Below are 14,137 nucleotides of genomic sequence, written 5' to 3'. Positions count from 1 at the left end.
ATTAAATCTAAAAATTAATCATACGCCTTTTCGATTTTTCTCAAGCCTTTTTCATCAATAATTTTGATTTTCCTACCATTTAATTCAATCAAATTATCGCTTTTAAACTCCGATAAAAGTCTAATTACAGATTCTGTAGCAGTGCCAACAATATTTGCTATTTCCTCTCTTGTCAAAGAAATCTGCAAAGTTTTTTCATCATCAAGGTCAAATGACTTTTTCAATAACAAAAGAACTTCTGCAAGACGTTCACGAACTGTTTTTTGTGCGATGTCTGTAATGTATTTATTTGCTTCGCCAAGTTCCTTGCAAGAAAACTTCATAAGCTCAATAGAAAAAGCAGAATTAGATTTAAGTAGAGAAAAAATGGTTGGTGCTGGAATAAAACATAAAGTTGCATCTTCAATAATCTTAGCGGTCGTGCATGCAACCTCGTTGCAAAGAAGCGACCTAAATCCGATAATATCGCCTTTCTGGGCAAAACGTATAATTTGCTCTTTTCCATCAACACCACTTTTATACATCTTAACTACACCACTATGAACACAATAACAACCATTGGTTCTATAGTTTTCTCTAAATATTATTTTCCCCTTTTTATAGATGGAACATGACTTTTTATAAGTTACAATATCAAACTCATCGTTTGTTAGGTTTTTAAAAATAGAATTTGGCGTATTCAAACAATCAGTACAAGAAGGTATGCTTTCCATTTTTATTTCAATCTTTAGTAAAACAACAAAAAAAGATAATTACTATTTTTGCACAAAAGTATAATTTACTACTGTTATTAAATAATTTTTTTATAAAAAAATGATATTTATCAATATTATATGAAATATCAATAATTTGGAAATATTGTTTCTACATTTGCTAAATTAATTTTTTACTAAAATACTTAAAAATGAAATCAAAAATTGATCTTAATTGGACAGAAAACATGACTTTTAAAGGAAATCCTGATGGACATGAAATTATTTTCGATGCAGATGCAAAAGTCGGTGGCACCAATAAAGGAGCAAGGCCAAAGCAGTTTATGCTATATGCCTTAGCAGGATGTACAGGTATGGATGTAGTTTCAATTTTAAAAAAAATGAGAGTAGAATTTGACGATTTATCAGTATCTGTAGAGGCTGAAATGACTGAAGAGCATCCGAAACATTATAAAAGCATGCATGTAATATATTCCTTCAAAGGAAAAAACCTTCCTCTGAAAAAAATTGAGAAAGCTGTGAAACTTTCAGAAGACCAATATTGCGGAGTTGGAGTAGTGTATAAAAAAGTTATGCCTGTTACATCAGAAATTAGAATTGCTGAATAAACTGATTTCAATGCTAAATAATGCTTCAAATGCTTTGTTTTGTTGAAACGATATTTAGTTTTATCAAAAATCCTTCAGTTGATTTTTTTTAATTGAAACTAAAATAGTTTTATACTTTTGCATAAAATTTGGGCATTTAACTCAGTTGGTTTAGAGTGTCACCTTGACAGGGTGGAAGTCACTGGTTCGAATCCAGTAATGCCCACATTTTTCTTTCAAAAACAACACATTTAATAATCTAATTCATAACAAGAATTATTTTACTTTTGCACAAAATTTAAAAATTTATTTATGAATACTACATTAGTTGAAAATATTCCTTATAAAGTAGCGGATATTAGTTTAGCCGAATTCGGCAGAAAAGAAATAGAGCTTGCAGAAGCAGAAATGCCCGGATTGATGGCTCTTCAAAAAAGATATACTAAAGAGAAACCTCTAAAAGGTGCAAAAATCACTGGATCTTTGCATATGACAATTCAAACAGCAGTTTTAATTAAAACTTTGGTTGAGCTTGGCGCAGATGTTCGATGGGCAAGTTGCAATATTTTTTCGACTCAAGACCATGCTGCGGCTGCAATTGCAGAGGCAGGCATTCCTGTATTTGCATGGAAAGGAGAAACACAAAAAGAATACTGGTGGTGCACCGAACAAGCATTGACATTTCCTGACGGATCGGGTCCCGATTTGATTGTTGATGATGGCGGCGATGCTACACTTATGGTACACAATGGTTTAGAAGCAGAGAAAAATCCTAAACTTTTCGATAAAGAAACTTCTGCAGAAGACGAATTTGAGCTTTATGGTTTGCTAAAAAGAATTCATGAAAAAGACCCAAATCGCTGGCAACGAGTTTCGGAAAAAATAAAAGGTGTTTCAGAAGAAACCACAACAGGCGTTCACAGATTGTATCAAATGATGCAGCAAGGAATACTTCTATTCCCTGCAATAAATGTAAACGATTCGGTTACAAAATCAAAATTTGACAATCTTTACGGTTGCCGCGAATCATTAGCAGACGGAATAAAACGTGCAACTGATATTATGCTGGCAGGAAAAGTTGTGGTTGTATGCGGCTATGGCGATGTTGGAAAAGGATCGGCAAAATCTATGAAAAGTTATGGTGCAAGAGTTATCGTTACCGAAATAGACCCAATTTGTGCATTGCAAGCTGCTATGGAAGGTTTTGAAGTAAAAACTGTTGAAGAATCGCTTGACGAAGGAAATATTTTTGTAACAACAACAGGAAATAAAGATGTAATTACAGCAGAACATATGTCGAAAATGAACGACAAATCAATAGTTTGTAATATTGGACATTTCGACAACGAAATTCAGGTTGAGCAATTAGAAAAATGGGAAAACATTAGAAAAGAAAATGTTAAACCTCAAGTTGATCAATATCACTTTTCCGATGGACATTCAATAATTTTACTTTCAGAAGGTCGTCTTGTAAATCTTGGAAATGCAACAGGACATCCATCCTTTGTTATGAGTAATTCGTTTACAAATCAGACTTTGGCACAAATAGACCTTTGGACAAAAGACTATGAACTTGGAGTTTATCGCCTGCCAAAATATCTTGATGAAGAGGTTGCACGCTTACACTTGAACCATATTGGCGTGAAACTTACAATTCTTTCAAAGGAACAAGCAGATTATTTAGACATAGATATCAACGGACCATACAAACCTGAACATTATAGATACTAATTGTTTGAAGGATATTGATTTAAAGCTTGTTGCAATTCTGATTTGCATATGAGGGAACAAAAAAGTACCACAAGTTTATAGATTTTCTATGAATTTGTGGTATTTTTATTTTAGCTCAAACGGATTTCAATTTATAATAAGTTATTTTTTCGGTAACAACAATTTCTAAAATATTCAGAAGCAAAAAGTTCACCAAAATCTTTTCAGCTTTTCGCCTCGAAATTTTTGACAATTTTACAAATCTTGAGAAAGTAATTATTTTATTTTCAGCAAGATATTCTAACAAAAACTGTTGTGTTTCTTGATATTTTACAAGTATTCCTTCATTACTTTTCTCTCGTTTCCAAACTTGAAGCAAAACATTGTTAGCCAGCAAATTTTGGTCTTCAACTCTAATATATGCAAGAAACTTGTTGTTATCGGATTTTACAAAATGCGGTCGATTTTCGCTTTTAGGAACTTTTACTTCATAAACAACTTTACCTTCAATATTCCATTCCAAAGCAGAAAATTTCACTTCCGGACGGCAAAAAATTTGTGTAGCAGTTTCGAGCATAAAATACTCTTCTTCGGAACGAACACCAGCAATTTTCCCATTGTCTTTGACTCCAATCAATAGAATTCCACCATCGGTATTTGCAAAAGCAACAAGCGAGCGTGCAATTTTTTTAGAATCTGAAACTTCAAATTTAAAATCAAGGATTTGATTTTCTCCTTGCTCTATTAATTCTTTGATGTATTTGCTCATTCCATAAAAATAATTTCCTACTTTCTTAAGAGTAGCTTCCTTGAAACCAAATCACCATTAACATAAAAGGACAGTATATAAGTAGCTTTTATAAGATAGTTTTCAATAAATTGTTTCGCATCTATAGAAATAATATTTTCACCAATTTGCTGATTTTTATACTCATACGATTTCACATTTCTCCCAAAAATATCCTCAATACTAATATAAACATTCGACTCATTTTCAAGCAAATATTTAATACTAATAATTTCACGGAAAGGGTTAGGATAAACATAAATTTCAGATTTTTCAGAATTATTTACATCTTCTGAAAAAGTAATATTACAATTTCCCGGAATATTTTGATCTATCCAATTAAGTCGATCAACTATCCAAGTTTTCATATAGTTTATTTCTTCTTCGTAGTTCTGCCCTACAAAATTATTCGGCCAAACATATGAACCGAATATTTGCCATTTATCGAAATTTCTCACTTGAGCGGCAGACAGGTAGCTAACTGTTGAATCAATATAGTTCAGAATTGTATCGGTATGAAATTTTGTATTTCTTAATTCAAGCCACCTACATTTTGTTTGATGAACATATGTAGGATCTTGCAAAAATTTCGACCACCAAAATGGAATTTGCCAGCTATCGCCGGAGCATACATTATTAAAACTTAGAGTCCAACCAGAAGTGCTTCCTCCATTGCAATAATTTGCATTTCCAAAAGCCAGATTGAAATCCCATAAAGGACCCATATGAATTTTTGGATCAATAGAATCTCTATTTTTGTAGAGATATGTACTCAATCGGTATCCATCAACATTGTTGCTTATTTCATTAATCAACATATAATCAATGAACGAGCCAACATCAATATAGGCAGGATATCCTAAAAGTGGATCAGTAAAATTTGGACCATTCAAAGCCGTTTCAAATTGTGTAATATAGTTTTGAATATAGTTTTTCTGGACTAATTGAAGTTCGTCTGCTTTTGGTTCGTCATACTGAAAAAAAATGGATTGCCATGCACCTGCCCAGGGATCATAAGGTGAAGTCCAGCCATCTCCTCCACTGCCCGTTGTTTTGTCGATTTTTACAATATATCCACCAGTTAGCTGATCGCCAATTGTATCTATTTCATTTAATGTAGCAATATCAACACGATTATTATCGCGCTTTATTTTTTCCATCAATACATAAACACCTTTATAATCATTGTTTATAAAAAGTTCACAAAAACGAGTTCGAGGTGCATACCTGCCAATGTCATTTCCAAGTTTATATGTTAAAACATTCCTCATAAGTGATTTATCGCTGTAGGGTGCGTACAAAATCCAATCGTTTTCTTTTGGCATACCAAGGAGTTTTACATTGCTATTTTCCCCCAGACTATCCTGTGTTTCAAGCCCATACGATTTCTTAGGAAAACTTTGCGAAGACGAACCTCTAATTTCAATGCTGATTTTTCCATCGTATTCTTTAAATGGATCGGAAAGGTAATTTATTGCACCTTCACCATTGTAGATAATTCCCATATCACAAACAATTCTTGGGTCGTTTACTATGGTCTGTCCAAGCGTATTGATCATTACTATCGGGAGATTTGAACTTTCAAAATATTCTGGTGGCGAAAACCAACTTGGTGGATTTCCATAAGTAATTGACGAATTAATTATTCCAAATGAAAGGAAGCAATTTGAACTCATATCGGAAGATGTAATACTCTCATTATGAACTTGAACAGCTAAAACATTATCGCCTGAAACAAGGGTATTTGTCAATATTTGATTATTGATATAAAAATATTCTGGATTGCCACCTTGATACATTGTGGCTTCGTGCAAATTTGGCGTTGTTTGGTCGAAAGTAGGATGATCGCCAACTGAACCAATATTAGATCTTGCAACTTCAACATCATTAATAAATGCCACAAAAGAATCATCATAATCAATATTAAAAATTGCTAATTCAATATTATTAAAATTAGTTAGTGTAAATGTTTTTCTCAAATATAGAGAAGTTGTTGCAGGAATAATAGTGCTATCGTCTTCGTCTCCATAGCCAATTCCTCCAACTCCGTTTTGCCACGTACTATCGTTGAAGCCAATTGTTCGCCAAGTGTTTAGGGGCTCCGATGTACCAACAAAATATTTCCAATTTGCATTTGAATAAATTACTGTTTCCCAATGATCTACAACAGATGTTTGCGAAAATGTATATTGAAAACAACAAACAAAACAAATTGAAATAATTAATAATTTTTTCATTTTTTGAATTTTAAAATCATTCAAAATTACAATAAAATGAATGAATTTTCAAGTTGTAAATATTAACATAGATTATTAATATTGCCAATGGAAATTTGTAGTCTTATTTTAGAACTAAATTTATAAAAGAAATAATGCTTAATTATTTGAGATTAGTTAGAATTCACAATTTATTTATAATTGCTCTTGTTCAATATCTGATGCGATGGAGTATTATTTATCCAATTTTGAGAATAAATAATTATGAGCTTCAAATAAGTGATTTTCACTTTTTTCTCCTTGTACTTTCAACAATATTTTTTGCAGCAGCAGGCTATATAATTAACGATTATTTCGACAGAAAAACCGATACATTTAACCGTCCAAAAAAGGTTTTAATTGGCAGAAAAATTGACAGAAGAGTGGCTATGTTTCTACATATGTTTTTCAATATTTTTGCAATTGTCCTCGGTTTTTTTGTAGCCTATAAAATTGGGATTTATAAACTTGGGTTTGTCTATTTGTTTATTCCGGGAATATTATGGTTTTATTCTACCGTTTTCAAACGCCAATTATTCATAGGAAACTTTATAGTCGCATTGCTAGTGGCAATGATTCCTATGCTTGTAGCATTTTACGAGATTCCAATCCTGTACTTGGCTTACAAGCAAATTCTGATAGAATACAATGCAAATTTCAATAATATTCTACTTTGGATTGCTGGATTTTCGTTTATTGCTTTTATGTTAACTCTGATTTTTGAAATAATAAAAGATATGCAAGATTTCGAAGGCGATTCTGAATATGGGCGGAATTCAATTCCGACAGTTTTAGGAATTGTAAATTCAAAATTTATTGTGATTTCCTTAAGTTTTATCACTTGTGGGATAGTAGCATATGTTATGACACAGCATTTGAGCGATATAATTACAATTTGGTACTATATAATTGCTTTTCTGTTACCTTTTCTTTTACTTATTTACAAAATAATTGTTAGTAAGAGTCAAGAAGATTATAATTTATCAATAATATTATTAAAAATAATAATGACAACCGGAATTTTCTATTCAATTGTTGCAAATTATCTAATTGCTCCAGACATTTTTCATAGCTTTTTCGATAAATTTTAATTTCATTGAAGAACTCCGCAATTTATATACAATGTTTCTTTTTCATTAAAATCTGAATATCTTATGTTAGAGAATTTAAGTAAATTTGAAATAATTCTTGCATCTCAATCTCCGAGAAGACAAAATCTTCTTCGCGAACTTGGTTTCAATTTTAAAATCGTTAACAAAGCAATTGAAGAAAACTATCCTTCAACATTAAAAAATGAAGATATTGCATTATTTTTAGCAGAGTTAAAAGCAAAAAATCATGAAACCGATTTAGACGGAAATTACTTATTAATAACTGCAGATACAATCGTTTGTCTTGAAAATGAAATAATTGGGAAACCAAAAGACAAAACCGATGCAATAAATATTCTCAGTAAACTATCCGGAAAAATGCATACAGTTCTCACAGGAGTTTGTATTAGTACCAGAAATAAAAGAGAAAGTTTTCTTGCAAAAACAAATGTATTTTTCAAAGATTTGAGCCAGAGCGAAATTTCTTTCTACATCGAAAAATATAAACCATACGACAAAGCTGGAGCATATGGGATTCAGGAATGGATTGGATATATTGGTATTGAAAAAATTGAAGGCTCATATTTCAATGTAATGGGCTTGCCAATTCAGAGATTGTACGAAGAACTAAGGATGTTTTAAATGCTTTTCATAAAAGTCACTATATGAGTTTTGAAAATATTTTACAGAAAAAGTCTGCTATTTTTTGATATAAGAATTAATATGCCTTTCTTTTTTCTTAGGAAAAATATCTGAAATAGTGATAAGAATCCCTGTTTCTTCAACTTCTCCAAAATTTCTGTTCATGGCTGTGCCAAAAACGTTCATAGTTTCGGTCAGATTCATATAGGTATTGACAAGTGGTGGAATATTTTCATTGAATTTTCTGACTTCTTTTCCTAATATTTTATAATTCTCGGCATAATCTTTTCCAATAAAAACATTGTCTAAAAATTCCTTATCAATATTGGTTTCTAATGCGGTAATTGGTTTCAATAAATTTTCTTTATCGGGAAAAAATCTGTTTAGAAAATACAAAATTCGGTTTCGAGCCTCAATATTATATGATGTGTACATTGTTACTTTCCCAAAAAAATATTTTATTTCCGGATAATCTACAACCAAAGCTCCCAAACCATCCCACAAATTATCTAAGGCAAAAAGAGCCTTTCTGCCGGCACGGCTCGATTGATATTTTGGCTGTACGAACGAACGTCCTAACTCAATAGTGTGAGGTAAATACTCTTTTTTAAATTTCTCAGAAAAATTAAATAATCCTGAGGTTGCAAGTTTAGTCTCCGATGCTTCCGATGAAATTATTTTGTTACACAAAATATATCTGTATCCACCTAAAATTTCTTTTTCGGAGGGATCCCAAACAATTAGTTGCTGATAGGGTTCATCGGCAGTATCAAATTTGTCTATATCTATCTCTTTTCCGGTACCTCCGCCAGCTTCCCTAAAAGTTAATTCTCTTAAACGACCAATTTCTCGCATTAAGTTCGGAGAATTATGATGATTTATTGAATAAATTTCATTCGATGCATTATTGGATTGCCTGATAAATTTGTCAGAAGTGAGTTCCTTCTCAAGAATTTCCTTGTCTAAAGGAGCTATTATTGGTTTCATATTGCTGTCTATTTTACTTTTATAAGCGAATTTGTATTTCCATTTTTATTGAATAAATATTTTCCAAACACAAGTTATTCTATTTTTAATGTATAAATATGCTCTCTCATTATAGCTGCCCACTCTTTGTGGCTGTTGCTTTTATCGAAATATTGATATGGAATTTTTTCTCCAAATATTAGCTTAATTGTTTTTCCTTTTTGATTATAAGATTCGTGCGGAAGCAGAAACATTTCCAAATTCGTTTTTATTCCAAGTTTTTTCCTTATCAATGCAAAATTATAGAAGAGATTTGAATTTCCTCCTTCAATATAAATTGGCACAATATCGCGTTTATATTTAATTGCCTGAGCAACAAAACTTTTCTTCCATTCAAGATCTTTAATTTCACCATTTATTTTGCGAGATACCAAACCTGCCGGAAAAATTGTAATATTGATATCGGAGGAATAAACCTCATTCAATAATCTTATATAATCCCGAGTTTGTTGTCCATGTTTATTTACTGGTATAAAAACATCTTTCAGGTTTTGAAGGTTCAGAAGTATATCATTAGCAACGGATTTCACTTTTTTGTTGAATTTTTTCGCTATTACAGTTAGTAAAATTATGCCTTCAATTCCACCAATCGGGTGATTTGAAATAAAAATATATCTTCCGTCTATAGGAATTTTTTCATAGCCTTCTATTTCATATTTGATATTCATCTCACTTAAAAAACCATCTATGAAATCAATATTCTTATAATTTTTGCACTTTTCAAAAATCCTATTCATTTCGTCTTGATGAATAATTCGGCTTAGAATTGAAAAAATAAATTTTGGCAATATTTTATATAAACCCGGATTTTTGTCCTTAAATGCTTTTTTTACATCAATTTTTATTGCCTTATTTTCAAGCGCTTCACTCATAATTTATTCGTAGAAAACTATTTTTTTTATTTAAAGTTCAAAAATCTAAAATTACTAAAAAATAGATATTTATTACAAATGCAAAAAATAAAGATTTTAATTCCTTATCATTTAATTTTTCATACCTGATATTATTGACAATTAGAATATTGTTAACCAGAGAATAAAAACAATCTAAGGGCTTGTAATCCCGATAGTTATCGGGAAAATAAAGTATTCAAAATGTACGAAGATATTTTGTTTATTTTTAAGGTGTAAAAGTTGCGAATAGCCACAGTTTATTTAATGCTTTTACGACGAAGAAAATGGACAAAAGAACAAGTACAGATGGATACTTTATTTATTTACAATCCCTAAGCAGTTCCAAAATAATCCATTTTTAATTTAGTCTGAAAAAGGCTAATCTGTGCAAAAACCTTTTTCAACATACTCACGTCAATGTTCGAAAGTTTTTTTGGATTTATAAAATTGTTTGGTTCTTTTCCTTGCTCAATAAGAGAAACCTGGTGTTTGAACCTCATTTGCAAAAGGAATAAGTATGTCTGAACAATATCGTCGTAACTTTTTTGGTTCAGAACCTGCTTTTCCAACAATTTGTCGAATCGATTCAAAGTGTTGGTTTCAGGAATTTTATGTTGCAAAGAGTAAGTTCTTACAAAACCAACAAGCGAACTCATTGCCTCCTTAATATCAAAACTTTCTGGGTGTTCGGCTTCGGTGCCTACCACAATATTGCCAAAAAAGTTGAGCGGCATTTTAAATTGAATGACATTTTGAGCCATATACGGAAAAAATTCTTTCCTATTTAGTAAAATTGCATTTATGTGTTCTCGTAGTTGATCGGTATAAACAGCATTTCCGTAAACCGACCTAAAATCGAAAAATATACTCATTTGCAGCAGATCCGGTGCATTTGCCTCAATAATCCATTTCTGGAAATATTTTTTCCATACAGAAATTGGCTGGCACCATTTTTTGTTTTTTGCCATAATTTCTCCCTGACAAAATTTGTAACCTATCTCGTCTAAAGCATTGCAAACTTTTTCGCCCATTTTCAAAAAATATTCTTCGCAAACTTGTTGAGTTTCAGGTTTTGGGTCTTCATAGATTATTGCATTGTCTTGGTCGGTGGCAAGAGTTTGCTCTTCGCGCCCCTCGCTTCCAAGTGCAATAAAAGAAAATTTGACGGGTGGTTTACCGATTTCTTCAATAGCAATTTCAATGAGCCTGATCAAAATTTGGTCGGAAACGGCAGCATTTACCCTAAGCACATGTTTCATGCTAATTCCTGTACTAATCAAGGATTTAAGCATATTTGTCAACCTGTGGTAATTGTTCTTCAAATCTTCTGTAGCTAGAGAAGATTTTATTTCCTGAAGGAGAAATGATGATGAATTTCTTTGAATGTTGAGCAACTCGTCCTGACTTAAAATGCTCACTACTTCTTTGTTTTGGTCTTTCACTGCCAGATATCGAAGTTTTTTTTCTTTCATCAGAAATGCTGCTTCAAACAATAATTTATTGCTTCCAATCCAAATCAATGGCGAGGTCATAACTTTATAGACCGGCAAATCAGGATCGAAGTTTTCAGCCAATACACGTTCCCGCAAATCATGGTCAGTTATTATTCCAACATTGTCGCCTTTTTCTGTTGTTATAATAATAGAAGAAGTATTCTTTTTAGTCATAATCTCGGCAACTTTACACACCGGCGTGTACATATTGCATTTTACAACATTCCGAATCAGACTTTTTATTGGCTGATTAAGAAACAGTTGCGAACTTTGCAAGCTGTCAATCAGATTTTCCTTTTCTTTTTCTATCCTTTTACTTTCGCTTATATCCTCAACAATTCCGTCGAAAAATGTTGTATTAAGAATTTTGTCATTTACTAAAACCGCAGACACCGAAACTATTGATTCTTCGCCACTTTTTTGCTTTATGTGAAGAACCTCATTTTTGACAAAACCTTTGCTGAAAATCCGTTTTGTAAAGTTTCTTCTTTCATCGGTATCTCCAAAAAAATATGGGATATTTACATTAAAAAGTTCGTCCTTATTTCTGAAACCCAAGATTTTAACTGCTGCCGGATTTGCTTCAATAAATTTTCCATTTTTCCCGATAGTTGTTCTGAAAACTCCAATATTTAAATTATCAGTCAGATTTTTATATTTCTCTTTACTTTCGTCGAGCTCTCCTTCAATAATTTTGTTTTTGCTAATGTCTTTAGTTGTAATAATCAATCCATGCTTTCCGGCCAGAAAAATTTCCGAAGTATGAATCACAACATCAATTAGTTTTCCACTTTTATTTTTCAGTTGTATTTCAAAATCTATTGCCGAAATTTTTCCCTCTAATGCTAATTTCAATTTATCGACTTTTTCGGAAGCAAGTTGAGATTCAGGAAAAATTTCAAAAACATTCAGTTTGCCCAATTCTTTTTCAGTGTAATCCAGAAGACTGCATATTTTTTCGTTCGAATAAAATATTTTTTCGTTGAAAACCATTAAAGCTCCTTCGGTGGTTGCCTCTACAAGTTTCCGATATTTTTCTCGCGATTCGAGCAATTCAATCTCTGCTTTTTCTTTCCGGTTTTCTAATTTCAGACTTTGCTGAATAATAAAAATCATAATCGAAGCAATTGCGGCAATAATTATCAACGAAATTTTAATAATATTACTTTTCAGCAAGCTGATTTCCTGTTTCACATCTTCAATGTAAATGCCGGTACCCACAATCCAGCCCCATGGTTCAAAACCTTTTACGTAGGAAAGTTTCGGAACAATGCGGCTTGAGTCATCTTTCCATTGCCACATATAGTCGATGTAGCCATGCCCGTTTTCCTGCACTGTTTCTATTGCCGACAGAAAAAGTTTTTTTCCGTGCGAATCTTTATAATTGCTCAAATCTGTGCCGTTCAGCTCTTTGCGAAAAGGGTGCATAATCATTTGTGGCGACATATCTGTTATCCAAAAATAATCTTTCGCCTCCTTCCCGTAGCGCAAATATTCGATTTGCGAAATTGCACGCTGCTGAGCTTCGCTGCGAGAAAGAATTTGCAATTTTTCTTCATTCTCTAATTCTACCAGAATGCTCCAAGCCGAATTTGTAAGTTCCTGAATCATTTCGCGTTTTCGCTCAAGACTGTTTTCCTCGAAGCGTGGAATCAATACCGCAAAAATCAATACTACAAACAGACAAATGGTTAGTAAGCTCGGAAGAATAATTTTAACGAAGAAGTTTTTTAGGTTTTTTGTCATGCTGATGGAAATTAGAAATTTATAGTTTGTGGGATTTTAAAATCCCGGAATGTTTTTGTAATTACTTATACCCTGTGGATTTTTAAAACCCGCAGGGTATAAGTAACTGCACATTTAATCAAAGTTCGGTTCAAAATCATCAATATTCTTTTTATGAAAACTAATAAAATTTTCAATATCTTCAAACCAATCTATCACTTGCTGTCTTTCGATATTTGTGTTTTTCATGCTAAAAAAGCTTTGGTAAGAGGAGTATTTCCAATCAAGTATATTCTCGGCAAAACCATGAATCACAGGATTGTAGTGAATATAATGAACCAACTTTTTTAAATATTCGATATTATCAATTATTTTTCGATGAAAATCGTTCAGAAATAAAGCTCCTCGTCTTTTATGCTGACCGTTGAAAGCTTTTGCGTATGAGTTAAAAAAGTTGCCAAAATGCTGACTGTTTTGCTTAGTTAGGACTTTAAGACCCTGCGGGTTTTGAAAATCCGTAGGGTCTGCTAATAGTAAAGAATTTTTCAAGCTAAACTTAGGATATTTTTCAGTATAAAAGTCGATTAATGTGCTATCCTTTTTCAAACGTATTATAAAATGAAAATGATTTGGCATCAGGCAATACGCAAAAGTTTCAACCACAGGATTGAAATATTCGGCAAACTTTTGCAGAAAAAATAAATAGTTTTGTTCGTTCTCAAATAGGTTTTCCTTGCCTACTGCATGATTGTATATGTGATAAAAATTATCTGCTTCTATTGGAATTCTGTTATTTGCCATGATTTTTTATTAGGAAATATGGAGTTTAGACCCTGCGGGTTTTTAAAACCCGCAGGGTCTGGGTGGTTGTTAAAATTAGAATTTATTGTATCTTGATTTTATTAGTTATGTTTTATGTTTTAGATGTATTCTGATAAAAGTATGTTTTGAACTGATTTAGACCCTGCGGGTTTTGAAAACCCGCAGGGTCTGGGTGGTTGTTAAAATTAGAATTTATTGCATCTTGATTTTATTAGTTATGTTTTATGTTTTAGATTTATTCTGATAAAAGTATGTTTTAAACTGATTTAGACCCTGCGGGTTTTCAAAACCCGCAGGGTCTGGGTGGTTGTTAAAATTAGAATTTATTGCATCTTGATTTTATTAGTTATGTTTTATGTTTTAGATGTATTCTGATAAAATTATGTGTTGAAC

Annotated in this window: 11 protein-coding genes and 1 tRNA gene; 5 read left to right on the top strand and 7 right to left on the bottom strand. The window is 32.0% G+C overall.

Annotated elements, in window-relative coordinates; all coding sequences use genetic code 11:
- Window positions 1-14: 14 nt before the first annotated feature.
- Window positions 15-713 carry a Crp/Fnr family transcriptional regulator gene (locus HN894_12485; protein ID MBT7144138.1) on the bottom strand — a complete coding sequence of 233 codons (699 nt, stop codon included), beginning with the start codon at window positions 711-713 and terminating at the stop codon, window positions 15-17.
- A gap of 191 nt (window positions 714-904) precedes the next feature.
- Here HN894_12485 and HN894_12480 point away from each other — a divergent pair, with 191 nt between their 5' ends.
- The 3 genes from HN894_12480 (at window position 905) to HN894_12470 (ending at window position 3,031) form a co-directional block, all read left to right on the top strand.
- A complete protein-coding gene (locus HN894_12480; GenBank protein ID MBT7144137.1) occupies window positions 905-1,321 on the top strand; it encodes an OsmC family protein in 417 nt (138 codons plus the stop codon).
- 130 nt (window positions 1,322-1,451) lie between these two features.
- Window positions 1,452-1,526 (top strand) — tRNA-Val (locus tag HN894_12475).
- 86 nt (window positions 1,527-1,612) lie between these two features.
- Window positions 1,613-3,031, top strand: a complete 1,419-nt coding sequence (locus HN894_12470; GenBank protein ID MBT7144136.1) for an adenosylhomocysteinase — start codon at window positions 1,613-1,615, stop codon at window positions 3,029-3,031.
- Between the two features lie 115 nt (window positions 3,032-3,146).
- Here HN894_12470 and HN894_12465 read toward each other — a convergent pair whose 3' ends face one another.
- Together HN894_12465 and HN894_12460 are read right to left on the bottom strand one after the other, a co-directional pair.
- Window positions 3,147-3,779, bottom strand: a complete 633-nt coding sequence (locus tag HN894_12465) for an ATP-binding protein (protein MBT7144135.1) — start codon at window positions 3,777-3,779, stop codon at window positions 3,147-3,149.
- 17 nt (window positions 3,780-3,796) lie between these two features.
- Window positions 3,797-6,034: a CotH kinase family protein gene (locus HN894_12460; protein ID MBT7144134.1), complete on the bottom strand. Its 2,238-nt coding sequence runs from the start codon at window positions 6,032-6,034 to the stop codon at window positions 3,797-3,799.
- A gap of 134 nt (window positions 6,035-6,168) precedes the next feature.
- Here HN894_12460 and HN894_12455 point away from each other — a divergent pair, with 134 nt between their 5' ends.
- Both HN894_12455 and maf read left to right on the top strand, forming a co-directional pair.
- Entirely contained in the window at window positions 6,169-7,143 is a 975-nt protein-coding gene (locus HN894_12455; protein ID MBT7144133.1) for a geranylgeranylglycerol-phosphate geranylgeranyltransferase, read from the top strand.
- A gap of 63 nt (window positions 7,144-7,206) precedes the next feature.
- Window positions 7,207-7,785 carry a septum formation protein Maf gene (gene maf, locus HN894_12450; protein MBT7144132.1) on the top strand — a complete coding sequence of 193 codons (579 nt, stop codon included), beginning with the start codon at window positions 7,207-7,209 and terminating at the stop codon, window positions 7,783-7,785.
- A gap of 57 nt (window positions 7,786-7,842) precedes the next feature.
- Here maf and HN894_12445 read toward each other — a convergent pair whose 3' ends face one another.
- The 4 genes from HN894_12445 to HN894_12430 form a co-directional block, all read right to left on the bottom strand.
- Entirely contained in the window at window positions 7,843-8,772 is a 930-nt protein-coding gene (locus HN894_12445) for a GNAT family N-acetyltransferase (GenBank protein ID MBT7144131.1), read from the bottom strand.
- 74 nt (window positions 8,773-8,846) lie between these two features.
- Window positions 8,847-9,683 carry a glycerol acyltransferase gene (locus HN894_12440; protein MBT7144130.1) on the bottom strand — a complete coding sequence of 279 codons (837 nt, stop codon included), beginning with the start codon at window positions 9,681-9,683 and terminating at the stop codon, window positions 8,847-8,849.
- A gap of 353 nt (window positions 9,684-10,036) precedes the next feature.
- Window positions 10,037-12,943 carry a PAS domain S-box protein gene (locus tag HN894_12435; GenBank protein ID MBT7144129.1) on the bottom strand — a complete coding sequence of 969 codons (2,907 nt, stop codon included), beginning with the start codon at window positions 12,941-12,943 and terminating at the stop codon, window positions 10,037-10,039.
- Between the two features lie 114 nt (window positions 12,944-13,057).
- The gene (locus HN894_12430) at window positions 13,058-13,723 is read right to left on the bottom strand and encodes a hypothetical protein (protein MBT7144128.1); all 666 of its coding nucleotides are present in this window, start codon (window positions 13,721-13,723) and stop codon (window positions 13,058-13,060) included.
- Between the last annotated feature and the right edge of the window lie 414 nt (window positions 13,724-14,137).

The sequence above is a fragment of the Bacteroidota bacterium genome (genome assembly GCA_018692315.1).
Classification (GTDB): Bacteria; Bacteroidota; Bacteroidia; order Bacteroidales; family JABHKC01; genus JABHKC01.
This window is presented reverse-complemented; position numbering and strand designations above follow the sequence as displayed.

Excerpts from the sequence above, each read along its gene's own strand:
- HN894_12485 (MBT7144138.1), bottom strand. The coding sequence starts at position 713 with ATGGAAAGCATACCTTCTTGTACTGATTGTTTGAATACGCCAAATTCT.
- HN894_12480 (MBT7144137.1), top strand. The coding sequence starts at position 905 with ATGAAATCAAAAATTGATCTTAATTGGACAGAAAACATGACTTTTAAA.
- HN894_12470 (MBT7144136.1), top strand. The coding sequence starts at position 1,613 with ATGAATACTACATTAGTTGAAAATATTCCTTATAAAGTAGCGGATATT.
- HN894_12465 (MBT7144135.1), bottom strand. The coding sequence starts at position 3,779 with ATGAGCAAATACATCAAAGAATTAATAGAGCAAGGAGAAAATCAAATC.
- HN894_12460 (MBT7144134.1), bottom strand. The coding sequence starts at position 6,034 with ATGAAAAAATTATTAATTATTTCAATTTGTTTTGTTTGTTGTTTTCAA.
- HN894_12455 (MBT7144133.1), top strand. The coding sequence starts at position 6,169 with ATGCTTAATTATTTGAGATTAGTTAGAATTCACAATTTATTTATAATT.
- maf (MBT7144132.1), top strand. The coding sequence starts at position 7,207 with ATGTTAGAGAATTTAAGTAAATTTGAAATAATTCTTGCATCTCAATCT.
- HN894_12445 (MBT7144131.1), bottom strand. The coding sequence starts at position 8,772 with ATGAAACCAATAATAGCTCCTTTAGACAAGGAAATTCTTGAGAAGGAA.
- HN894_12440 (MBT7144130.1), bottom strand. The coding sequence starts at position 9,683 with ATGAGTGAAGCGCTTGAAAATAAGGCAATAAAAATTGATGTAAAAAAA.
- HN894_12435 (MBT7144129.1), bottom strand. The coding sequence starts at position 12,943 with ATGACAAAAAACCTAAAAAACTTCTTCGTTAAAATTATTCTTCCGAGC.
- HN894_12430 (MBT7144128.1), bottom strand. The coding sequence starts at position 13,723 with ATGGCAAATAACAGAATTCCAATAGAAGCAGATAATTTTTATCACATA.